20 protein-coding genes are annotated in these 21,564 nt (G+C 66.2%); 10 read left to right on the plus strand and 10 right to left on the minus strand.

Annotation, left to right across the window (positions count from 1 at the left end; translation table 11 throughout):
• Positions 1 to 36: 36 nt before the first annotated feature.
• From prpF to maiA, 4 genes are all read right to left on the minus strand, one after another.
• Positions 37 to 1,230, minus strand: a complete 1,194-nt coding sequence (gene prpF, locus V6U71_RS07140; protein ID WP_411341595.1) for a 2-methylaconitate cis-trans isomerase PrpF — start codon at positions 1,228 to 1,230, stop codon at positions 37 to 39.
• Positions 1,227 to 3,845 carry a Fe/S-dependent 2-methylisocitrate dehydratase AcnD gene (gene acnD, locus V6U71_RS07145; protein WP_411341596.1) on the minus strand — a complete coding sequence of 873 codons (2,619 nt, stop codon included), beginning with the start codon at positions 3,843 to 3,845 and terminating at the stop codon, positions 1,227 to 1,229. Before acnD ends, prpF begins: the two co-directional genes overlap by 4 nt.
• 106 nt (positions 3,846 to 3,951) lie before the next feature.
• Positions 3,952 to 4,422: an Lrp/AsnC family transcriptional regulator gene (locus tag V6U71_RS07150; RefSeq protein WP_054588228.1), complete on the minus strand. Its 471-nt coding sequence runs from the start codon at positions 4,420 to 4,422 to the stop codon at positions 3,952 to 3,954.
• Positions 4,423 to 4,424: 2 nt separating this feature from the next.
• On the minus strand, positions 4,425 to 5,066 hold the full coding sequence (maiA, locus tag V6U71_RS07155; protein ID WP_411341597.1) for a maleylacetoacetate isomerase: 642 nt from the start codon (positions 5,064 to 5,066) through the stop codon (positions 4,425 to 4,427).
• Positions 5,067 to 5,268: 202 nt separating this feature from the next.
• Here maiA and phhA point away from each other — a divergent pair, with 202 nt between their 5' ends.
• From phhA to V6U71_RS07200, 9 genes are read left to right on the plus strand one after another with little or no spacing between them, the layout of a single operon-like run.
• Positions 5,269 to 6,156 carry a phenylalanine 4-monooxygenase gene (phhA, locus tag V6U71_RS07160; RefSeq protein WP_411341598.1) on the plus strand — a complete coding sequence of 296 codons (888 nt, stop codon included), beginning with the start codon at positions 5,269 to 5,271 and terminating at the stop codon, positions 6,154 to 6,156.
• Positions 6,153 to 7,058 carry a tryptophan 2,3-dioxygenase gene (locus V6U71_RS07165; protein ID WP_411341599.1) on the plus strand — a complete coding sequence of 302 codons (906 nt, stop codon included), beginning with the start codon at positions 6,153 to 6,155 and terminating at the stop codon, positions 7,056 to 7,058. Before phhA ends, V6U71_RS07165 begins: the two co-directional genes overlap by 4 nt.
• Positions 7,055 to 7,684 (plus strand): arylformamidase, encoded by a 630-nt coding sequence (gene kynB, locus V6U71_RS07170; RefSeq protein ID WP_411341600.1) that lies wholly within the window; start codon positions 7,055 to 7,057, stop codon positions 7,682 to 7,684. The genes V6U71_RS07165 and kynB overlap by 4 nt, the downstream gene beginning before the upstream one ends.
• Positions 7,681 to 8,922, plus strand: coding sequence for a kynureninase (gene kynU, locus V6U71_RS07175; protein ID WP_411341601.1), 1,242 nt, complete (start codon positions 7,681 to 7,683; stop codon positions 8,920 to 8,922). Before kynB ends, kynU begins: the two co-directional genes overlap by 4 nt.
• The gene (locus tag V6U71_RS07180; RefSeq protein ID WP_411341602.1) at positions 8,919 to 9,938 is read left to right on the plus strand and encodes a carbon-nitrogen hydrolase family protein; all 1,020 of its coding nucleotides are present in this window, start codon (positions 8,919 to 8,921) and stop codon (positions 9,936 to 9,938) included. The genes kynU and V6U71_RS07180 overlap by 4 nt, the downstream gene beginning before the upstream one ends.
• A complete protein-coding gene (locus V6U71_RS07185) occupies positions 9,935 to 11,068 on the plus strand; it encodes a cupin domain-containing protein (RefSeq protein WP_411341603.1) in 1,134 nt (377 codons plus the stop codon). The genes V6U71_RS07180 and V6U71_RS07185 overlap by 4 nt, the downstream gene beginning before the upstream one ends.
• A 26-nt stretch (positions 11,069 to 11,094) precedes the next feature.
• The gene (locus V6U71_RS07190) at positions 11,095 to 12,003 is read left to right on the plus strand and encodes a fumarylacetoacetate hydrolase family protein (protein WP_411341604.1); all 909 of its coding nucleotides are present in this window, start codon (positions 11,095 to 11,097) and stop codon (positions 12,001 to 12,003) included.
• Between the two features lie 11 nt (positions 12,004 to 12,014).
• A complete protein-coding gene (locus V6U71_RS07195) occupies positions 12,015 to 12,767 on the plus strand; it encodes an Asp/Glu racemase (protein ID WP_411341605.1) in 753 nt (250 codons plus the stop codon).
• Between the two features lie 49 nt (positions 12,768 to 12,816).
• On the plus strand, positions 12,817 to 13,647 hold the full coding sequence (locus tag V6U71_RS07200; RefSeq protein WP_411341606.1) for a transporter: 831 nt from the start codon (positions 12,817 to 12,819) through the stop codon (positions 13,645 to 13,647).
• Positions 13,648 to 13,683: 36 nt separating this feature from the next.
• Here V6U71_RS07200 and V6U71_RS07205 read toward each other — a convergent pair whose 3' ends face one another.
• The 3 genes from V6U71_RS07205 to V6U71_RS07215 all read right to left on the minus strand — a co-directional run bounded on the left by V6U71_RS07205 (position 13,684) and on the right by V6U71_RS07215 (position 16,174).
• Positions 13,684 to 14,037: a RidA family protein gene (locus V6U71_RS07205; protein WP_054728244.1), complete on the minus strand. Its 354-nt coding sequence runs from the start codon at positions 14,035 to 14,037 to the stop codon at positions 13,684 to 13,686.
• 106 nt (positions 14,038 to 14,143) lie between these two features.
• Positions 14,144 to 14,773 (minus strand): helix-turn-helix domain-containing protein, encoded by a 630-nt coding sequence (locus V6U71_RS07210; RefSeq protein ID WP_257719801.1) that lies wholly within the window; start codon positions 14,771 to 14,773, stop codon positions 14,144 to 14,146.
• 141 nt (positions 14,774 to 14,914) lie between these two features.
• On the minus strand, positions 14,915 to 16,174 hold the full coding sequence (locus V6U71_RS07215; RefSeq protein WP_411341607.1) for an FAD-dependent oxidoreductase: 1,260 nt from the start codon (positions 16,172 to 16,174) through the stop codon (positions 14,915 to 14,917).
• 272 nt (positions 16,175 to 16,446) lie between these two features.
• Here V6U71_RS07215 and V6U71_RS07220 point away from each other — a divergent pair, with 272 nt between their 5' ends.
• Entirely contained in the window at positions 16,447 to 17,079 is a 633-nt protein-coding gene (locus V6U71_RS07220; protein ID WP_411341608.1) for a TetR/AcrR family transcriptional regulator, read from the plus strand.
• A 50-nt stretch (positions 17,080 to 17,129) separates the two neighbouring features.
• Here the strand turns inward: V6U71_RS07220 and V6U71_RS07225 are convergent, their stop codons facing one another.
• From V6U71_RS07225 to V6U71_RS07235, 3 genes are read right to left on the minus strand one after another with little or no spacing between them, the layout of a single operon-like run.
• Positions 17,130 to 19,190, minus strand: coding sequence for a prolyl oligopeptidase family serine peptidase (locus tag V6U71_RS07225; RefSeq protein WP_411341609.1), 2,061 nt, complete (start codon positions 19,188 to 19,190; stop codon positions 17,130 to 17,132).
• A 35-nt stretch (positions 19,191 to 19,225) separates the two neighbouring features.
• Positions 19,226 to 19,726, minus strand: coding sequence for a hypothetical protein (locus V6U71_RS07230; RefSeq protein ID WP_411341610.1), 501 nt, complete (start codon positions 19,724 to 19,726; stop codon positions 19,226 to 19,228).
• The gene (locus V6U71_RS07235) at positions 19,723 to 21,537 is read right to left on the minus strand and encodes a CocE/NonD family hydrolase (protein ID WP_411341611.1); all 1,815 of its coding nucleotides are present in this window, start codon (positions 21,535 to 21,537) and stop codon (positions 19,723 to 19,725) included. Before V6U71_RS07235 ends, V6U71_RS07230 begins: the two co-directional genes overlap by 4 nt.
• Between the last annotated feature and the right edge of the window lie 27 nt (positions 21,538 to 21,564).

Genomic DNA, 21,564 nt, shown 5'->3' on the forward strand with positions numbered 1-21,564 from the left:
GCCGGACCTGCAAATCGGCGAAACTTGCGAAGCGCCTCAGCAGACATCGGACGGCACCCTGACAAATCCTTCCATCAGGATGCGCGCGCTGCGGCTCATGACCGCCTTGGTCACGGCCCACTTGCCATCGACCCGCTGCGCTTCGGCACCGACGCGCGATGTCCCCGACGGGTGGCCGAAACGAACAGCCTGACGCTCGCCGCCGCCGGCGGCGCGGTTGACCAGCGTGCCGGGGATCGCCGCGGCAGCCGCGATGGCGACCGACGCCGTACCCATCATCGCATGATGCAGCTTGCCCATCGAAAAGGCGCGAGCGAGCAGTTCGATGTCTTCGGCGGCGACGGTCTTGCCGCTTGATGCGACATAGCTGGCGGGCGGCGCGACGAAGGCGATCTTTGGCATATGCTGGCGCGTCGCGGCTTCTTCGAGCGCGCCGATCAGCCCCATGCGCAACGCGCCGATCGCACGCAGCCGTTCGAAGCGTGCGAGCAGGTCGCCGTCGCCGTTGATCGCCTCGCGAAGCTCGGTGCCGGTGAGGCCGAAATCGGCGGCGTCGACGAAGATCGTCGGGATGCCGGCATCGATCAGCGTCGCCTGTAGCTTGCCGCCCGCGACGATGTCTTCGGGGACGTCGAGCGTGTCGACGAGATTGCCGGTCGGAAACATCGCGCCGCCTTCGCCATCGTCATCGGCCGGATCGACAAATTCGAGGACGATCTCGGCGGCAGGGAAGGGGACACCGTCGAGTTCGAAGGCGCCGGTCTCGACGACCGCGCCGTTCCGGACAGGCACATGCGCGACAATCGTCTTGCCGATATTCGCCTGCCAGATGCGAACGGTGCAGACGCCGTCGCCGGCCGGCACCACATAGCCTGCGTGGATCGCGAAAGCGCCCGCTGCGGTCGAGAGGTTGCCGCAATTGCCCGACCAGTCGACGAAGTCGGCGTCGACCGCGACCTGGCCATAGAGATAGTCGATGTCGTGATCGGCGCGCGCGCTCGGCGCGACGATCACGCATTTGCTGGTGCTCGACGTTGCGCCGCCCATGCCGTCGATGTGCACGGCATAGGGGTCGGGGCTGCCGATCACACGCTGGAGGAAGCGGTCGCGGGGGGCTCCCGCAACGCGAACTGCCTCGGGCAGGTCTTCGAGGCGGAAAAAGACGCCCTTGCTTGTCCCGCCGCGCATATAGGTGGCGGGGACGCGGAGCTGCGGAGCGGACGAGGTCATGCCGCCTTGCTTTCCGAAGCGAGAAAATCCTGTGCGAAGCGCTGGAGCACGCCGCCGGCTTCGTAGATCGATGCTTCTTCGGCGGTATCGAGGCGGCAGGCCACCGGGACTTCGAGCGTCATGCCGTTGCGACGGCGGATGACGAGCATGAGGTCGGCGCGCGGGCGCGGTGTTCCCGCGATGTCATAGGTTTCGGTGCCGTCGAGCGCGAGGCGGAGGCGCGTCGTTCCCGGTTTGAATTCGAGCGGCAGCACGCCCATGCCGATGAGGTTGGTGCGGTGAATGCGCTCGAACCCCTCGGCGACGATGGCCTCGACGCCAGCGAGGCGGACGCCCTTTGCCGCCCAGTCGCGCGACGAGCCCTGCCCGTAATCGGCGCCGGCGATGATGATCAGCGGCTGGCGGCGTTCGAGATAGGTTTCGATCGCCTCCCACATCCGCATGACCTTCCCGTCGGGCTCGACGCGGGCGAGCGATCCCTTTCTCACCACACCGTCGACCACGGCCATTTCGTTGACGAGCTGCGGGTTGGCGAAGGTGGCGCGCATCGCGGTCAGATGGTCGCCGCGGTGGGTGGCGTAGCTGTTGAAGTCCTCTTCGGGGACGCCCATTTTCGCGAGATATTCGCCCGCCGCCGAGCTCGCGAGGATGGCGTTTGACGGCGACAGATGGTCAGTGGTGATATTGTCGGGAAGGATCGCGAGCGGACGCATGCCCTGCAGCGTTCGCGGGCTGGCGGCGAGTGCGCCGACGCCTTCGGTGTCCCAATAGGGCGGGCGGCGGATATAGGTCGATTGCGGGCGCCAGTCGTAAAGTGGCTCCGCCCTGTCGCGGCCGCGCGGCGCGAACATCGGATCATAGACGGCGCGGAACTGCTCTGGCTTGACCGAAGCGGCGACGATCGCGTCGATTTCGGCGTCGGTTGGCCACAGATCGGCAAGGCGGATATCCTCGCCGTTCACCGTGCCGAGTATGTCGTTTTCGATGTCGAAGCGGATCGTCCCGGCGATGGCATAGGCGACGACGAGCGGCGGCGAGGCGAGGAACGCCTGTTTCGCCTGCGGGTGGATGCGGCCGTCGAAGTTGCGGTTCCCGGAGAGGACGGCGGTCGCATAAAGGTCGCGGTCGACGATCTCGCGCTCGATAGCGGGATCGAGGGCGCCCGACATGCCGTTGCACGTCGTGCAGGCGAAGGCGACGATGCCGAAGCCGAGCTTTTCGAGTTCGGCGAGCAGTTCCGCTTCTTCGAGATAGAGACGCGCGACTTTCGAGCCGGGCGCGAAGCTGCTCTTGACCCACGGTTTGGGGGTGAGCCCGAGCGCATTGGCTTTCTTCGCGACGAGCCCCGCCGCGACGACATTGCGCGGGTTCGAGGTGTTGGTGCAGCTCGTGATCGCGGCGATGATCACCGCGCCATCGGGAAGCAGGCCGGCGCGCTCCTCGTCGCGCGCTTTGTCAAAGCCGGCGGCGATGCCGCGCTCGGCGAGCGCCGAGGTGGGAAGGCGCCGGTGCGGGTTCGACGGCCCCGCCATATTGCGCCCGACGCTCGACAGGTCGAATTCGAGCAGGCGCTCGTAACGTGCGGTCGTCAGCGCATCCGCCCACAGGCCAGTCGTCTTCGCATAGGTTTCGACCAGCCGCACCTGCCCGGGGTCGCGTCCGGTCAGTAGCAGATAATCGATCGTCTGCCGGTCGATATGGAACATCGCGGCGGTGGCGCCATATTCGGGGCACATGTTCGAAATCGTCGCGCGGTCGCCGATCGTCAGGCCCGCGGCGCCCTCGCCGAAAAATTCGAGCCAGGCGCCGACGACGCGCGCCTCGCGCAGATATTCTGTGAGCGCGAGTACGATGTCGGTCGCGGTGATCCCCGGCGCGGGGGCGCCGGTGAGGCGGACGCCGACGATGTCAGGCAGCCGCATCATCGAAGCGCGGCCGAGCATCACCGTCTCCGCCTCCAGCCCGCCGACGCCGATCGCGATCACCCCGAGCGCGTCGATGTGCGGCGTGTGGCTGTCGGTGCCGACGCAGGTGTCGGGGAAGGCGACGCCGTCCCGGACCTGAACGACCGGCGACATTTTTTCGAGGTTGATCTGGTGCATGATGCCGTTGCCGGCCGGGATGACATCGACATTTTCGAACGCGCTTTTCGTCCATTCGATGAAATGGAAGCGGTCCGCGTTGCGGCGGTCCTCGACCGCACGGTTTTTCGCAAACGCATCGGCGTCGAAGCCGGCATATTCGACCGCGAGGCTGTGATCGACGATGAGCTGGGTCGGCACCACCGGGTTGACCCTGGCGGGGTCGCCCCCCTGTTCGGCGATGGCGTCGCGCAGCCCGGCGAGGTCGACGAGCGCGGTCTGGCCGAGGATGTCGTGACAGACGACGCGCGCCGGATACCAGGGGAAGTCGAGATCGCGCTTGCGGTCGACGATCTGTTTCAGCGCGGCGGGGAGGAGCGCGGGATCGCAGCGGCGGACAAGCTGTTCGGCGAGCACGCGCGACACATAGGGCAGGCCGTCATAGGCACCGGGACGAATGGCGTCGATCGCGGCGCTTGTGTCGAAATAGTCGAGGCCGGTCCCCGGCAGCGGCTGGCGATATGGCTGGTTCATGCCGCGCGCTATCGGCGGGCGAGGGCTCCGCGAAAACGGCTGAAAAGGTCAAGATTTGCGAAGGCGATGTTGCGAAGCGGCGAAGTTTGCGAAGCAGACGGACCGCTCAGCGCCGCTGTTCGGTCGTGCGCGCCCATTCGGCGAGGCGGCCCTGCTGCTTGATCGTTTTCAGGCAGACGACGGTCGACAGCCCGTGAACGCCGGGCAGTTTGGAGAGGTCGTAGCGGAGCAGTTCGTCGAGATGGTCGACCGAGCGCGCGAAAATCTTGAGGATATAATCGCCGTCGCCTGCCGTCGTGTGGCATTCGACCACCGCGGGGTGCGCGAGCACCGCTGCCTCGAATTCGCTGTGCGCGTCGAGGTTGATGCGGACCTCGACGAAGCTTTGCACCGCGAGTCCCAGCGCGACCGGGTCGAGCGAGGCGGCATAGCCGCGGATGATTCCCGACCCTTCGAGGCTGCGCACGCGCGACCAGCAGGGCGATTTGGAGAGGCCGACCGTCTCGCCCAGTTCGGCGAAGGACTGGCGCCCGTCCTGTTCGAGCGCGGCGACGATTTTCCAGTCGAGCCGGTCCATGGTCACTGGAAGTCCGGCTGCAGGTCGGGATGCGCCGCGGCGAAGGCGGGGAGGGCGCGGGCGGCTTCCGCGGCGGCGAGGGTGCGCGGGAAGGCGGCGAGGTCGACGTTATAGCGTTCGGCGTTGTAGACCTGCGGGACGAGATAGCAGTCGGCGAAAGTCGGGGTGTCGCCGAAGGCATAAAGGCCGCCGACGCGCGCGATCAACTGTTCGAGCGCGCCGAAGCCTTCGCCGATCCAGTGCGCGATCCATGCCTTTACCTGCGCATTGTCGGCGTCGAACTGGCTGCGCAGCCGGGTGAGGACGCGCAGATTGTTGAGCGGGTGGATGTCGCAGCCGATCAGCGCCGCGAGGGCGCGCACCGTCGCGGCGTCGCCGGGCGATGCGGGCAGGAGCGGCGGCTCGGGCCATTTCGCCTCGATCCATTCGAGGATCGCCGGGCTTTCGATCAGCACGGCGCCGTCATGTTCGAGCGCGGGGACGAGGCCGTGCGGGGCGATGGCGAGATAGGCGGGATCGCGCTGTTCGCCGGCGCGCAGGTCGTGCGCGACCTGTTCATAGGCGATCCCCTTGAGGTTCAGCGCGATGCGGACGCGATAGGCGGCGCTCGATCGCCAATAGCCGTGCAGGATGGTCTTGGTCATATCCACGCTCCGTTGAGGTCGTTCCGCTGTGATTCGCAAAAACCTCTATAGCGCGGATTTTGCGGCAATTGCGAAGCACATTGTACTTCATATTGGAAAATATGAGGAACGATAGTCGGGGAGGCACCTCACTTTGGGGCAAATTGCGGACAATGTTTGCGGGCAGCCAGCCTATCCTCCCGTCAGCTTTGGGAGAGCGCGCTTGGCTGCGACACATATTTTCGATGCCCCGCCCGAAGGGGTCGCCGCGGACTGGACGATGCCGCAGGACTGGACGGCCTTTACCGCCGCACAGCATGCGACATGGCAAACGCTGTTCGAGCAGCAGTCGGCGGCGCTGCCCGGCTATGCCTGCGCGGATTTCCTGCGCGGGCTCGACATCTTGCGCGCGGTGCCCGCCGGGGTTCCCGATTTTGCCGCGCTCAACGGCCATCTGAAGCCCGCGACCGGCTGGGAAATCGTCGCCGTCCCGGGCTGGATCCCCAACGAGCCGTTCTTCGATCATCTCGCGAACAAGCGTTTTCCGGCCGCCAACTTCCTGCGCCCGCCCGAGCAGATCGGCTACAGCGAAGAGCCCGATATGTTTCACGACATTTTCGGCCATGTCCCGATGCTGACCAACCCGGCCTTTTCGGAATTTCTGGTCGCCTATGGGCAGGCGGGGCTGCGGGCCGAGAAGCTCGGCGCGTCGGATTTCCTCGGGCGGCTGTGGCTCTATACGACCGAATTCGGGCTGGTGGTCGAGGATGGCGAACTGCGCGCCTTCGGCGGCGGGTTGCTGTCGAGCTATGCCGAGACGGTCGCGGCGCTGACCTCGCCCGAACCGCGCCGCATCTGGCTCGATATCGAGCGGGTGATGCGGACAAAATATCATTTCGACGAATTCCAGCGCATCTATTTCGTCGTCGAAGGTTTCGAGGCGCTGCTCGCCGCCACCGAGCAAACCGACTTTTCTTCGATTTACAGCAGGATTGCGGACGATGTTCCGCTCGAACCGGAAGATGCTTTCCCCGGTGACCGCGCCTATGATGGCCCCCTGCAGCCGGTCCGCCCGGGGCCGGCCTTCATGAACGGAGGCGCGCGCCCATGATCCGGCAGAGCAAGGACGACGGCACCACCGTCTTCGAAACCGAAATCGACGGCGAGACGATCCAGTGGGACAACGGCCTCACCTATGCGCGCCATCTCCAGACGCAGCAGCTTCTGTCGGCGCAGGTGCCGGTGTCGGACAAGCCCGACGAGATGCTGTTCATCATCATGCACCAGACGATGGAGTTGTGGATCAAGCTGGTGCTGCACGAGGCGCGGCTGGTCGTCGAGGCGATCAGGGCCGACCGGCTGGAGATCGCGGGCAAGGGGCTCGACCGGATCGCGACGATCCAGCGCCACATGATCCACAGCTGGGAAGTGCTCGCGACACTGACGCCGCATGATTTCCTGACTTTCCGCGGCTTTCTGCGCCGCGCGTCGGGATTCCAGTCGCAGCAATATCGCGAACTCGAATATCTGCTCGGCAACAAGCGCGAGGATATGATGATCGTCCATAAGGACGATACCGAAGCGACGCAGCGGCTGCGCGCGGCATTCGAGGCGCCATCGCTCTATGACGAGTTGCTGAAGCTGCTCGCGCGGCGCGGTTTCGATATTCCCGCCGATCACCTCGAGCGCGACTGGACCAAGCCTTATGCGCCTTCGGAGGCGGTCGAGCAGGCGTGGCTCGCGATCTATACCGACCCCGAGCATCACTGGGACCTCTACATGCTCGCCGAGAAGATCACTGCGCTCGAATATTATTTCCAGGAGTGGCGCTTCAAGCACATGAAGACGGTGTCGCGCGTCATCGGGCACAAGCCGGGGACGGGCGGATCGTCGGGGGTCAATTACCTCGTCAAGGCGTTGAGCCTCAGCTTCTTCCCCGAACTCTGGTCGATGCGCACCCTGATGGCCGCGCCGCGCGAAGGCGGCGACTATAGCGGAGGGGCGGGCGCATGAGCCGGATCTGGGACATTTCGCAGCCGCTCCACGCTGCGGTGCCGGTGTGGCCCGGCGAGCCCGCCTTCACGCTCCACAGCCATGCGGTGATCGGCAACGGCTGCCCGGTCAATGTCGGCGGCATGTCGACGCCGCTGCACGCGGGGACGCATGGCGATGCACCGCTGCATTACGCCAATGACGGTGTGTCGTCGGCGGATAGCGACCTTGCGGCCTATATCGGGCCGTGCGTGCTGCTCGACGTCCGCCATGCGGAAGGGCGCGTCGAGGTCGGCGATATCGACTGGGATGCGGTTGCAGGCGCCGAGCGGGTGCTGCTCAGGACATACGAGACGTTTCCGCACGACGCGTGGGACAGCGACTTTACCGCGATTGCCGCCGAAGTGATCGCGCGGCTCGGGAGCATCGGGATACGGCTGATCGGCACCGATGCCGCCTCGCTCGACCCCGAACAGTCGAAGACGCTCGATGCGCATCAGGCGGTGAAGGCGGCCGACATGCGGATCCTGGAAGGGCTGGTGCTCGATGACGTGCCGCCCGGCCGGTACGAACTGATCGCGCTGCCGCTGCGCATCGTCGGCGCCGACGCGAGTCCGGTGCGCGCGATTTTGAGGGAGCTTGCATGACCGACACGATGTTCGCCAACGATGTCGCGGCGCGCGACGCCGCCGACCCGCTCGCGCACTTTCGCGAGCGCTTCCACCTGCGCGAGGGGCTGATCTACCTCGACGGCAATTCGCTCGGCGCACTGCCCAAGGGGACCGGCGCGCGGCTGGCCGAGGTGGTGAGCGAGGAATGGGGCGAGGGGCTGATCACGTCGTGGCTTGGTGCCGAATGGTCGACCGCGCCGCGGCGGATCGGCGACAAGATCGCGCGGCTGCTCGGCGCGAACCCCGGCGAGATTGTCGCGAGCGATTCGACTTCGGTGAATATTTTCAAGGCACTGACCGCCGCACTTTCCTTGCGGCGTGAGCGGTCGGTGATCCTGTCAGAAGCGACCAACTTCCCGACCGACGTCTATATGATGCAGGGCATCGAGGCGTTTTCGGGTGGGCGGGTGAAGGCGGTGACGGTCGCGCCCGATGCTGTCGTCGATGCACTGAACGAGGACGTTGCGGTGCTGCTGCTGACGCAGGTTCATTACAAGTCGGGCCGCGTCCGCGACATGGCGGCGATTACCCGGCGTGCGCACGAGGTCGGGGCGCTCGTCGTCTGGGATTTGAGCCACAGCGCGGGGGCGATCCCGGTCGATCTCAATGGCGCGAATGCCGATTTCGCGATCGGCTGCGGCTATAAATATCTGAACGGCGGCCCGGGTGCACCCGCCTATCTGTTCGCAGCGGCGCGGCACCATGCGGCGACGCCGGTGCTGTCGGGCTGGTTTGGCCATGCGCGGCCGTTTGCTTTCGAGGAGGATTATGACCCGGCCGCCGGGATCGAGCGTTTCCAGTGCGGGACGCCGCCGGTGCTCGGCCTCGCGGCGCTCGAGGTCGGGGTCGACCTGCTGCTCGAAGCCGATATGGCCGAGCTGCGCCGCAAGTCGCTGGCGCTCGGCGACCTGTTCATCGAACGGATGGCGCCCTTGTGCGACGCCTATGGCTTTACGCTGGCGAGCGTCGAGGAGCATGCGGCACGCGGCAGCCAGGTCGCCTATGCGCACCCGCAGGGTTACCAGATCGTTCAGGCGCTCAAGGAAGTTGAGGCGATCGCCGATTTCCGGGCGCCCGACATCTTGCGCTTCGGGCTGACGCCGCTCTACCTCGGCTATGGCGATGTCGTCGAAGCGGTCGACCGGCTCGAAAAGGTCTGCGCGACGCGGGCGTGGGACAAGCCGCAATATCATGAGCGGGCGGCGGTGACATGAGCGACGTGTTGGCTCCCTTCCTGCCCCAATCGCGTGTTGCCGCGGTACAGGCCGCGCCGGTGTTCCTCAATGCCGCGGCGACGGTCGACAAGGCGTGCGCGCTGATCGCCGAAGCGGCGGGCAATGGCGCCAAGCTCGTCGCCTTTCCCGAGGTGTTCGTCGCCGCTTACCCCTATTGGAACTGGCTGATGACGCCGATCGAGGGCGCGGCGTGGTTTGAGCGCCTCTATCGCGCCTCGATCCGCGTCGACGGGCCCGAGGTTGCTGCACTGTGCGCAGCGGCGCGCGATCATGGCTGTACCGTCGTCATCGGGATCAACGAGCGCGATCCGGTCAGCGTGGGCACCCTCTACAACACCAACCTGATCATCGGCGCCGACGGCAGCCTGCTCGGCCGTCATCGCAAGCTGGTGCCGACCTGGGCCGAAAAGCTGACCTGGGCCGGCGGCGACGGTGCCTCGATCCGCGTGTACGACACCCCGGTCGGGCCGCTGGGTACGCTGGCGTGCGGGGAGAATACCAACACGCTGGCGCGCTTTGCGCTGCTGTCGCAGGGCGAACTCGTTCATGTCGCCAATTATATCGCGCTGCCCGTCGCGCCCGCGTCCTACAATATGGCCGAGGCGATCCGCATCCGGGCGACCGCGCACAGTTTCGAGGGCAAGGTCTTCACCATCGTCGCCTGTTCGACGGTGAGCGAGGAGATCATCGCCGCGATGAGCGCCGAGCGGTCCGAAAACCGCGCCATGCTCGAACGGCGGAGCAGCGCCTGGTCGGGGGTGATCGACCCGCACGGCAATCTGGTCGGCGAGGCGCTGATCGACGACGAGGGCATCGTCTACGCCGACATCGACCTCGGCGCCTGTGTCGGGCCGAAGCAGATGCACGACATCATCGGCGGCTATAACCGCTTCGACATCTTCAATCTGACCGTCGACCGGACGCCGCGTTCCCCGGCGACGTTCGCGGACGCGCCGCCAGCCGGAGACGACGCCAGCGAGGAGAAGCCGTCATGACCGACCATCCCGCCGTCATCGACCCGCGCGACAATGTGCTGGGACGCTCGCGGGTCACCGACACGCCCGAACTGGAAGCCTTTTATCAGGAGCTTGCGGGGCGCAATGCAGGCGCATTCTGGAAGCGCGCCAATGCGATCGAGCCGTGGGAGCCCGAGACGCGCTATCGCCCGACGCTCTGGCGTTACGCCGACATGCGCGCGCTGTGCCTGCGCGCGATCGACCTGGTGCGGCCCGAGGAAGCGGGGCGGCGCGTCGTCACCCTCCTCAACGACAGCGATGCGGGGCGCGAGAATGTCGCGGTGTGCGGCTGGCTGTTCAGCGGTATGCAGGCGATGAAGCCCGGCGAGATCACCCCGGCGCACAAGCATACGGCGTCGGCGCACCGCTTCATCATGGAAGGGCGCGGCGCCTATACCGTCGTCGACGGGCATCATATCACGCTGGGCGCCAATGATTATGTGCTGACCCCGAACGGCTGCTGGCACGACCATGGCATCGCCGCCGACGGCGAGGTATCGATCTGGCAGGACGGGCTCGACATCCCGCTGATGAACTCCATGGAGACGAACTTCTATGCGGTCCACGACCAGCCCCGCCAGACGCCGGCCTTTCCGTCAAACGATCTGCCGCTGAGCTATGGCGGCGCGGGGCTGCGGCCCGAGGGCGTCGGCGCATGGGACAAGCCTTATTCGCCGGTGATGGTCTATCGCTGGGAGGCGGTGCGCGATGCGCTGTGGAACCTTGCCGCGGTGTCGGAGGGATCGCCGTTCGACGGGCATATGATGCGCTATGCGAACCCGCTGACGGGCGGCTGGGCGCTGCAGACGATGGGTGCGCATATGCAGATGCTGGCCGGCGGGTTTCGCGGGCAGGCGCACCGCCATACGGGCAATGTCGTCTATAATGTCGCAGGCGGGCGCGGCTATTCGATCATCGGCGGCGAGCGGTTCGACTGGGAGACGCACGACATCTTCTGCGTGCCCGCGTGGATGTGGCACGAGCATGTCAACCTTGACCCGTCCGAACCGGCGTTCCTCTTCTCGTTCAACGACTTCCCGGTGATGGAGGCGCTCGGCGTCCGCATCGAGGAGCCCTATCCCGACCACGGCGGCTACCAGCCGGCCTGATTTTTCAAGACAGACAGGACATCTTCATGCGCTTCGTAACCTATCGCACGGTCGAAACCGAACCGCGGCTCGGGCTGCTTCACGACGGGCTGGTGATCGACGTCGAATATTTCGGCGATGCGATCGGGCAGGACCTGCCCTCGACGATGCTCGATTTCATCGACCTGGGGCCGATCGGCCTCCGCTTCCTCAAGGAAGCGATTGCCGGGGCGACGAGCGCCGATCTCGTCGGAACCTCGCTGCCCGAGGGCAATGTCACCTTGCTCGCGCCGATCCCGCGGCCGCGCAAGAATATCTTCGGCATCGGTCTCAACTATACCGAGCATGTCGCTGAATCGGCGCGGAGTCTCGACACATCGAACGAACTTCCGAAGCAGCCGGTGATCTTCTCCAAACCGCCGACCGCGGTCGTCGCGTGGAACGATCCGATCCGTCACAATGCCAAGGTGACGCAGCAGCTCGACTGGGAAACCGAGCTGGCGGTGGTCATCGGCAGCACCGCGAAGCACGTCGCCGAGGCCGATGCGTTGAACCATGTCTTCGGTTATACGGTGATCAACGACGTCAGCGCGCGCGATTGCCGCCGCGCCGGGCAGTGGATCGTGTCGAAGGGGCAGGACAGCTTCGCGCCGATGGGGCCGTGCATCGTCACGGCGGACGAGATCGGCGATCCGCATAACCTCAATCTGTCGACCCGCGTCAACGGGGTTGAGAAGCAGAACAGCAACACGCGCTTCATGCTGTTCAACGTCAACCAGCTCATCGCCGATATTTCGGGCGTGATGACGCTGGAGCCGGGCGACATCATCGCGACCGGCACCCCGGCGGGGGTCGGCGCGGGGCGCGATCCGCAGGAGTTCATGTGGCCGGGCGATGTGGTCGAATGCACCGTCGAGGGCATCGGCACGCTGCGTAACCCGATCGTCGCGGTCTGAGGGGCGACGCCATGACGAAACCCATTCGTATCGGGCAGATCGTCCCGAGCTCGAACGTCACGATGGAAACCGAAATCCCGGCGCTGCTCCGTGCGCGCGAGGGCATCGCCCCCGAACGCTTCACCTTTCACTCGTCGCGGATGCGGATGAAGAAGGTGACGAAGGAAGAGCTCGCGGCGATGGACGCCGATTCCGACCGCTGCGCGCTCGAACTGTCCGACGCCGCGGTCGACGTGCTCGGCTATGCCTGCCTCGTCGCGATCATGAGCATGGGCGAGGGCTATCATCGCGTGTCGGAAGCGCGGCTGCACCAGCGGACGGTCGAGAACGGCCATGCCGCGCCCGTCGTCACCAGCGCCGGGGCGCTGGTCGAAGGGCTGAAGGTGCTCGAGGCGAAGCGCATCGCGCTCGTCGCGCCCTATATGAAGCCACTGACCCGGATGGTCGTATTCTATATCCAGAATGAAGGATTCGAGGTAAGTGACTGGCTTGCACTCGAAATTCCGGATAATCTGGAGGTCGCGGCGCAGGACCCGGCGAACCTGCTCGACCATTACAAGCGGCTCGACCTGACCGGCATCGATGCGCTTGTCCTGTCGGCATGCGTCCAGATGCCGTCGCTGCCGTCGGTGCAGAAGATCGAGGATGCGATCGGCAAACCGGTGATATCGGCGGCGATCTGTACCGCGCACCAGATGCTGACGCGGCTGGGCTTGCGCACCGAAGTGCCCGGCGCCGGGGCGCTGCTGTCGGGACGCTATTGAAGCGGGTCAACCGCTTGCAAAGTATCGGGATGTGGGGAATGGGTCGGCAATGACGATTGCCGCCCGGACCCGAGCAGCCTTGCCGTTTGCGGCGGCCTTGCTGCTGCCGATCGCCCTGATCGCGAGCCCCGCCGCCGCGGAGGAGCAGCGCGAGCTTTGCCCCGACCGCCCAGGGCTCGGCACGCCGGCCTGCACCGTCGATCGCGGCAAGGTGATATTCGAGCTTGGGCTGGGCGACTGGACGCGCGACCGGCAGGGACCGGTGCGAACCGACACGGTACAAGTCGGTGATGCGCTGGTTCGCATCGGCCTGACCGAAAACCTCGAGGCGCAGCTTGGCTGGACCGCCTATGGGCATGTCCGGACCCGCGACCGCGCCGCAGCGACGGTCGGCAAGGCGTCGGGGATCGGCGACGTCACACTCGCGCTGCGACAGAATCTGCGCAATCCCGACGGATCGGGCTTTTCGGTTGCGGTGATGCCCTATGCCAGCCTGCCGGCGGGCGGCAGCGCGATCGGCGCCGGTGACTGGGGCGGCGGATTGCTGGTGCCGATGAGCTTCGACCTGTCGGATTCCGTGTCGCTTGGCGTCACGCCGCAAATCGATGCGGCGGTCGATAGCGACGGCGACGGACGGCATCTGGGCTATGGCAGCGTCGTCGGCTTCGGTTTCGGCCTGAGCGACAGTCTTTCGGCCGCCGCCGAAGTGTCGCTGTACCGCGACCGCGATCCGGGCGGCCACAATACGCAGGCGCTGGCGGGTCTGTCGATGGGCTGGCAGGCCGGCGACGACGCGCAGCTCGACGTCGGGGTGAACCTCGGCCTCAACCGCGACAGCCCCGACGCCGAGGTCTATTTCGGCATCGCGCGGCGGTTCTGAAGGGGGCGGCTTACCGCCCCCTCCGATCGCGCCGGGTCAGCGGCGAAGCTGCGCGACCGCTTCGATCTCGACGAGCGCGCCGTCGAGCACGAGGTCGCTGACCACCGTCGACCGCGCAGGGTAGGGGGCGCTGAAACGCGCGGCGTAGGTCGCGTTGAAGCCCGCGAAATTCTCCTTCGACGTGATCCAGATCGTCGTCTTGACCACGTCGGTCAGGTCAAGACCGAGGCTGGCGAGATGGCCTTCGAGCCCGTCGAGCGCGCGCCCGGTCTGGGTGACGATGTCGTCGCCGAAGACCTTGCCATCGGCGAGCGAAAGCTGGCCCGAAATGAAGACGAGGTCGCCGGCCTGGCGAACCATCGACAGCGGCAGGGCGGAAATATTGGTCATGAGCTTGCTCCTTGATTTGGTCGGGACGTGTTGGTGCGAAGGCCGCAACGCGACCCTCGTCGATCTTTCGCCTTTGCAGGGCGGGGTTATGGCAGCACGGTGTCCCCTAAGCGGCTTTGCCGGGGCGGTGGCTGGCGCTGGGGACGAGCGCTGACAAATCCTCGTCGGCGCTCGACATGACGCCGATGGTCAGCGTTTCGCCTGATTTCGCATCGCAGACATAGGCATGGCCCATGCCCGAATCGATATAGATGGACTCGCCGGGGTTCAGTTCGATCGGATCGTAAAATTCGGTGTGCACGATCAGCCGTCCCTCGACGACATAGATGAACTCCTCCCCCGAATGGCGGACGAGCTCGCCGAATTCCTCGATCGTCTTGGCGCGGATGCGCGTGATGACGGGCACCATGCGCTTGTTCCGAAGCTCGGTGCAGACATAATTATATTCATAATTGGGCGTTTCGACGCGGACCGCCGTTTCGAGCGTGCCGACGCTGCGCCGTCCGAGGACGGTCGCCGCCGCGGGCTCTTCGGCGAACAGGTCGGCCATGCTGATGTTGAGCCGCTCGCTGACCTGTTGCAGCTTGTCGTAGGTCAGCGACAGCCGGTCATGCTCGACCTTCGACAGGGTCGACATGGGGATGCCGCTGTGCTGGCTCATTTCCTTGAGCGTCCAGCCGTTGCGCGTGCGAAGGCCCGCCATCACCGCACCCAAAGTCTTTCGACCACCTGCCACCGATATTCGCTCCTTCTGTTTCGGTCCGATACTTATATCCTAATCAGGATAAATTGAAGTGCTTCGCCCTAGATTTCCTGTTCTTTTCGGGTTTCCGATCGGATCGCCTGCACGGTCGATCGGTGCCGCGGCATGAAAAAATCAGCGGCATGGCGCATAGGGTGACGGGTCGAGTTCGGGCGCCGTCCCCGCCATAAGGTCGGCGAGCAGGCGCGCCGACCCGGCGGCGAGCGTCCAGCCGAGATGGCCGTGACCGGCGTTGATCCACGACCCCGCGACCCGGCCGGGCCCGATATAGGGACGGCCGTCGGCGGCGACCGGGCGCAGGCCCGTCCACGGCTGGCCGGTCGCGAGCACCGCCTCGCCCGCGATCGCCGGATAGGTCGCCTTGAAAAGCTGTCCCAGATTGCCGATCCGCTTCGGATCGAGCCGCAGGTCGTGACCGGCGAACTCGGCGGTCCCGGCGACACGCAGCCGGGCGCCGAGCGGGGTGATGGCGGTGTGATAGCCGTCGTCGATCACCGGCAGGCGCGGCATCGGCCCCGCGGGGTCCGGCGTGTAGGTCATCGAATAGCCTTTGACCGGCTTGACCGCGAGGTTGAGCCCGAGTTTCGCGGCAAGCGCGGGGCTGGCAACCCCGGCCGCGACGATCACCCGCTCGGCTGCGATCGTTTCGCCTGCCAGCCGCACCCCTGTGACGCGGCTGCCGCGGACCTCGACCGCCTCGACGGTCTGGCCGTAGCGAAAGGTGCCGCCAAGCTCGGCGATCGTTCGTGCAGCCTCGCGGCAGAAGAGATAGGCATCGCCCGACGCGTCGCCGGGATAGTGGATCGCGCCGGCAATCTCGCCGCCCACCGGGGCGAGGCAAGGTTCGACTTCGACCGCACCCTTTCCGTCGAGCGGCCGGGCTTCGATACCATGTTCGCGGACGAGGTCGGCGATGGCGAGCGCGGCGTCGAAGGCCGCCGCGCTCCTGAAGAATTTGAGCGCGCCGCCGTCCGACGCATCGAAGGCGAAGCCGAAGCGCTCGCGCAGCTCTTTCATCGCCGCGAGCGAATAGGTTGCGAGTTCGAGGTTGGCGAGCGTCGCCTTGCGGTGCGGCGCGGCGCGCGAATTGAGAAGGAATTGCGGGCCCCAGCGGATCAGCGAGGGCAAGGCGCCGAGGCGGATCTTGAGCGCCGCCGACGAGCTGACGAGATATTCGAGCAGGTGGCGGTGGACGCCCGGCGCGTTCCACGGATCGGACATCGACGGGGTCAGCAAGCCGCCGTTGGCGAAGCTCGTGCCCAGCCCCTCCTGCGCCGCCGAATCGACCAGCGTGACGCGCTCGCCGCGCCCGAGAAGCTCGAGCGCCGTGGTCAGTCCGACGACTCCGCATCCGATGATCAGATTGTCGGCCACTGCATTCTTTCCCTTGCCGCCAGCGTGAGTCGCGGCATCTTCGCCGGCTTCGCGCCGGGCCTCTTTGGCTTAGCCGTTGCGCCAAAAATGAACAATACAGAAATGTATGGTCGGGACGGAAAATTATGGTCCGATGGGGCCCTTTTCGCTCTCGGGATTATCGCCGGTCGGTAAAACTGGCCGTTCCTAAACGGACAATTGATCGATACAGCAACCCATGGGCGAACCGACTTCCATGCGATGGAAGCGCGATGAACAGAGGAGCAGGTGCAGTGGCGAACGGTCGTTTGACCCGCGGGGACTGGATCGCGGTCGCGCGCAAGGCGCTGATCGCGTCGGGCGTCGACGATGTGAAGGTGGATGTACTGGCGCGCCGGATGAAGGTGACGCGCGGCAGCTTCTACTGGCATTTCAAGCATCGGCAGGAATTGCTCGACGCGCTGCTCGAGGACTGGAAGGACAATAACCGCCGCGAAATCGCCGCGATCGAACAGCGCGCCGCAGAAGGGGCGACGGGGCTGATCGAGCTGTTCAAGGTCTGGCTGGGCGAGGACCCGAATTTCCCGGCGTTCGACATCGCGATCCGCGTCTGGGCGCGCAAGTCGCGCGACGTGACCAAGGTGGTTCACGACATCGACGATGCGTGGATCGGACTGTTCCAGCTTTTCCTCGAGCATAACGGGATCAAGGGCACCGAGGCGTTCGTGCGCGCCCGCGTGATGTATTTCCACCAGATCGGCTATTATGCCCTCGCGATCCGCGAGACGCTGGAAGAGCGGATCAAGCTGGCGCCCTATTATTGCACCGCGGTGACCGGCCTGCCGGCGCCCGCCGACCTCGAGGATGCGCTCCGCACGCTCGACAAGCCGAAACCGCGGGCGAAGGCGACGCCGAAGGCCGCCTGAGGGCCGGGCCGGCGCCGGGGCGCGGCCGGTCTTCAGGCCGGCCGCCGGGGTCACGACGAGACGGGCACCATGCCCAGTTCGGCCATCACGAAGCCGAGCCATTCGGCGCGCTGGCGTACCGAGATGTCGGCGTCGAACGAGGCGTGGCCCGTGTCCCTCCAGACGCGGAGCAGCGTCCGGTGGCCCGAACGGGATGCTGCGTTCAGCCGGGCGGTGAACTTGCGGCCGTGGAAGGGCATGCAGCCGGCGTCCTTTTCGCCGAACACCTGATAGACCGCCGGATAGGCGACATCGTCGCGGATCTGGTGATAGGGCGAATAGGAATAGATGATCTTCGACATCACCGCATCACCCGCATCGCCATAATCCTGACGGAAGATCGCGCGGATCGGTTCGAGCGCGGGGTCGTCGGGCAGCGGCTGCATCATGTCGAAGATCGGGACTTCGGGTACGACCACACGGAACAGGTCCGGACGGTGGACGATGCAGACGCCGGCCAGCAGGCCGCCATTGCTTGCTCCCGTCATCGCCAGCTTTTCGGGTGCGGTAACGCCCCGGGCGATCGCATCCTCGGTCACGGCGAACAGATCGAGATAGCTGTTCCATTTGCAGGCGAGGCGCCCGCTGTCGTGCCATATCTTCCCATATTCGCCGCCGCCGCGGATGTTGGCGTGGATGAGCACCCCGCCAGCGCGGACGAAGGGCGTGAGATGGCCGAGATAGGCGGGGGTGTAGGCCGAGTTGAAACCGCCATAGGCGGCGACCAGCGCCGGATGGGGCACGCTCGGGTCGAGGTCGGCGCGATGGACCATGAAATAGGGGACGCGCACGCCGTCCTGGCTGGTCGCGAAATGCTGGGTCACCGTGATGCCGTCCAGTTCGGCGAGCGGCGGCGTAATGGTGCCGAGCGCGCCGCTGTCCGGATCGAACAGGTAGACGCCGCCGGTTTCGGTGAAGCCGGAATAGTCGAAGGCCAGCGCATCGCTGCGTTCGAAACGATGCCACCCGCTGATCCAGCTTGCGCCGGGTTCCTTGAGCGGCGCGATCTGTTCGCTGCCGTCGACGGGATCGATCAGGCGAATGCGCAGCGAGACGTGGAGCAGTTCGGCGACCGCGATCTTGCCGCCGAAGACGCCGGCCGCGCGGATGACGGCCTGTCCTTCGGGCACGATCTCGCGCCAGGTGTCGCGGTCGCGCGAGGTGGCGGCCGGGATGGCGACGATACGGCCGCGCGGCGTGTCGTCGCCATGCGCGCGGGCCACATAGGTGTCGGCATCGAGCCAGCCGCCGGTCAACTCGCCATGATAGCCATCGGGAATGAAAGGGCGCCATTCGCCGGTCCGCGTGTCGCAGATCATATAGGCGGTGCGTTCGTGCGGTCCCGAGTCGGCGATCACCCAGCGTCCGCCGGGGGAGACGGTGCAGGTCAGGCCCGACATCTGCACCGGCACCTCGGCATCGTCGAATACCGCCTCGGGGCGATCGGCAACGCCGGCGTCGAGCGCCACAAACTGGATCCGGTGCCGCCCGTCGGCGTCACGGCCGTGCAGGTAAAAGCCGCTGGCGTCCGGCAGCCAACCCGGGATGGCGCCGCTGTAGCCGATCGCCGGCAGCGGATCGCAGACTGCTGCGCCGCTATCGACGTCGAACACGTGCCATTGGCCCATCATGTCGCCGTGCAGGCAGATGAGCGCGGCGACGCGGCGGCCGTCGCTCGAGACTTCCCACCACAGCACCGCGCCGCCCGCCGCATCCCCGGCGCCCACGGCATCGGCCATGGTGAAGATTTGCCGGCCGGGCTCGCCGAGCCTGTCGGCGGTCCATAGCACGCGGCCGCCGCCATCGGGCGTCGGCGCCACCCAGAACCAGCGGCCGCCCCGCGAACGTGGCGGAGAGGGGAGGGCGAGGAGGTTGGCGACGTCGCAGACACGGAGCTGTTCTTTCAGCGTCTCGAAATGCGGCCATGCCTCGGCCTCGCGCTGCGCGATCGCATCCTGTTCCCACTGCCAGGCGAGGGCTTCTTCGCTGTCGTGCTGGAGCCAGTCATAGGGGTCGTCGAAAGTGACGCTGCCGATCGTCTTGGTGACCGGGCGGAGGGAGGTGTTGGTCATGGGTTTTCTCCCGGTTGGGGGTGTGTCGGGCCTGCTCAGCCCTGCGTTTCGAGTTTGGCCTTGATGCTTTCGAGATAGCCGGTCAGCGCGACGTCGAATTGCGCGGTCATTTCCGCTACCGCGGCGGCGACTTCGGCGCGTCCGGCGCCTGCGGGCTGCGGGATACCGAGCGTCGAGTGGCAATCGAGACCGTAGCGGGTGCCGCCGGGGGCCGCCTCGGCATGATAGGTGGCATAGACGATCATGCCGCCGGCGAGATAATCGGCGAACATGCTGAGCCTGAGCGCCGCCTCGTCGTGTTCGGTGACATGGCAGAGGCGTTCGTCGACGACCGCGCCATCCTGCTCGAAGCGCATATGATAGCCGCCGAGATATGCGGCGGGATCGTCGAGCGGTTCGATCGCATAGCCGATCTCGCGGAACTTCTTCGCCTCGATATATTCGTCGAGGATCGTCTGCCACACCGCGGCGGGGGGCGCGGCGATGTCGATCGCGGCATGGTTGACGATCGTCACGCGGACATTCTGTTCGGTCATGGGCGGGCGCTTTCGAGGACGGGGAGTTCGAGGCGCGATGGCCGCGCTGCATCGTGGAAGACGGTGATCGTCGCGGTCTGCATGTGCGTCGCGGTGGCGATCGGTTCGCCGGTGTTCGGATTGGGGTCCATGAACGGAAAGAAATCGGGGCGCAGCAAAAGGGCGAGGCGGTGTCCGGCGGCAAGCTCGTGCGCCGAGAGGGTGAGTTTCAGCCGCACCTCGACCGGCTCGCCGGGGACCATCGGCACCTCGCGGTCGAAGCCTTCACGATAGCGGAGGCGCAGCGCGTGATAGGCGAGTTCGACCACCGATCCGTCGGGCCGGATTTCGGCTAAGTGCGCGACGATATCAGCGTCGGGAGTGTCGGTCGCGACGTGCAGCACGACTTCGGTTTCGCCGAGGATCGCGAGCGGCTGGGCAAGCGGTTCGGTGCGGAACAGCAGCGTGTCGATATGGCGGACATGCTCGTCGAGGCTGCTGATCCGCCCGAGTGCTTCGGTGAGCGGCGCGGCGAAGGGCATCGTCGGATCGGCGCGCATGCGGTCGGGGTCGCCCCTGATGGCATCCGCATCGCCGACGAGTGTGCCGCCGCCATATTCGCCGTTTGCGGCGCTGTCGCTGGCGAGGAAGAAGGACAGGCTGCGCACTTCGCGCGGCGGGAAGGCATCGAAGACTTCGTAGCGGCCCCGCCCGGTGATGAAGATTTTCGCCTTGCCGCCGAGCTCGGGGCCGTTGCCCTTGCCCTTGAGATGCTTGTCGTAAAAGGCGAGGCGGATCGGGAAAGGATCGGCCGAGGCGGCGGCGTCGAATTCATGCGGGCCATAGCTGCTGCCGCCGCCCGTATAGACCTGGCCATGGTCCCACGGGCCGAGCAGCAACTGGCGGTCGTCGCGGTCGGGGGCGTTGGCGGCCATGCCATGCCAAGCGCCCATCGCGCCGAGACTGGGATCGAAATTGCCGGTGATGAACAGCGCCGGCAGGTCCATCGCCGCATAATCCTCGGCGCCGAGGGACCGCTCCCGCCACCAGTCGTCGAAGGTCGGATGTTCGAGCGACTCACGGTAATGCGCGAGCTTGTCGCCCTTCAGCACGTCGTCGGCGGCGTCGATCGCCGGGCGCATCGTCAGGCGGCGGAACCAGTCGGGCTGCGCGAGGACGGGCAGCGTCGAGACGAAGCCGCCGCTGAGCTCGGCGAGCGAGCCGATCGAGATCAGGTTGAGCCAGTTGATTGTATGCTGCCGCGTGAAGGCGCCGCCGAAATAGGGAAGTTCGCGGAAATAATTGACCGCGGGTACCTGCGGGATGATGCATTTGAGGTGCGGCGGGCGGGTGGCGGCGGCGAGGAGCTGGGTGAGGCCGACATAGGAACCGCCGTCCATGCCGACATTGCCGTCGCACCATGGCTGCGCGGCCAGCCATTCGATCGTGTCATAGCCGTCGGTGCGCTCGTACGGCGAGCTGAAGCGGAATTCGCCTTCGGACTCGCCGGTGCCGCGGACAAGCTGGTTGACGACGATATAGCCGTGGTCGCGGTAACGGAGCTGGCCGAGGCGGGCCCAGCCGAGCACCTCCTCGCGGTAGGGTGTCCGCCACAGGATCACCGGCGCCGGCGCATCGCCGGCAGGGCGCCAGACATAGGTATCGAGCCGCACCCCGTCGCGCATCGGCAGCATCAGCCGCAGGTCGGGATCGGGCATCATTTCGATCGCGGGCGTGTCGCTGCCGCCCGCGCGGCTGAGCAATGTCATCGAATCGCGCGGGGCCTCGTCGGCGGCTTCTGGGCCGTTGGGGGTGACCGTCTCTTTGCTCATTCCCGTCCCTTCCGGCTTTGACGATGC

This window comes from Sphingopyxis sp. J-6, from assembly GCF_046603995.1.
Classification (GTDB): domain Bacteria; phylum Pseudomonadota; class Alphaproteobacteria; order Sphingomonadales; family Sphingomonadaceae; genus Sphingopyxis.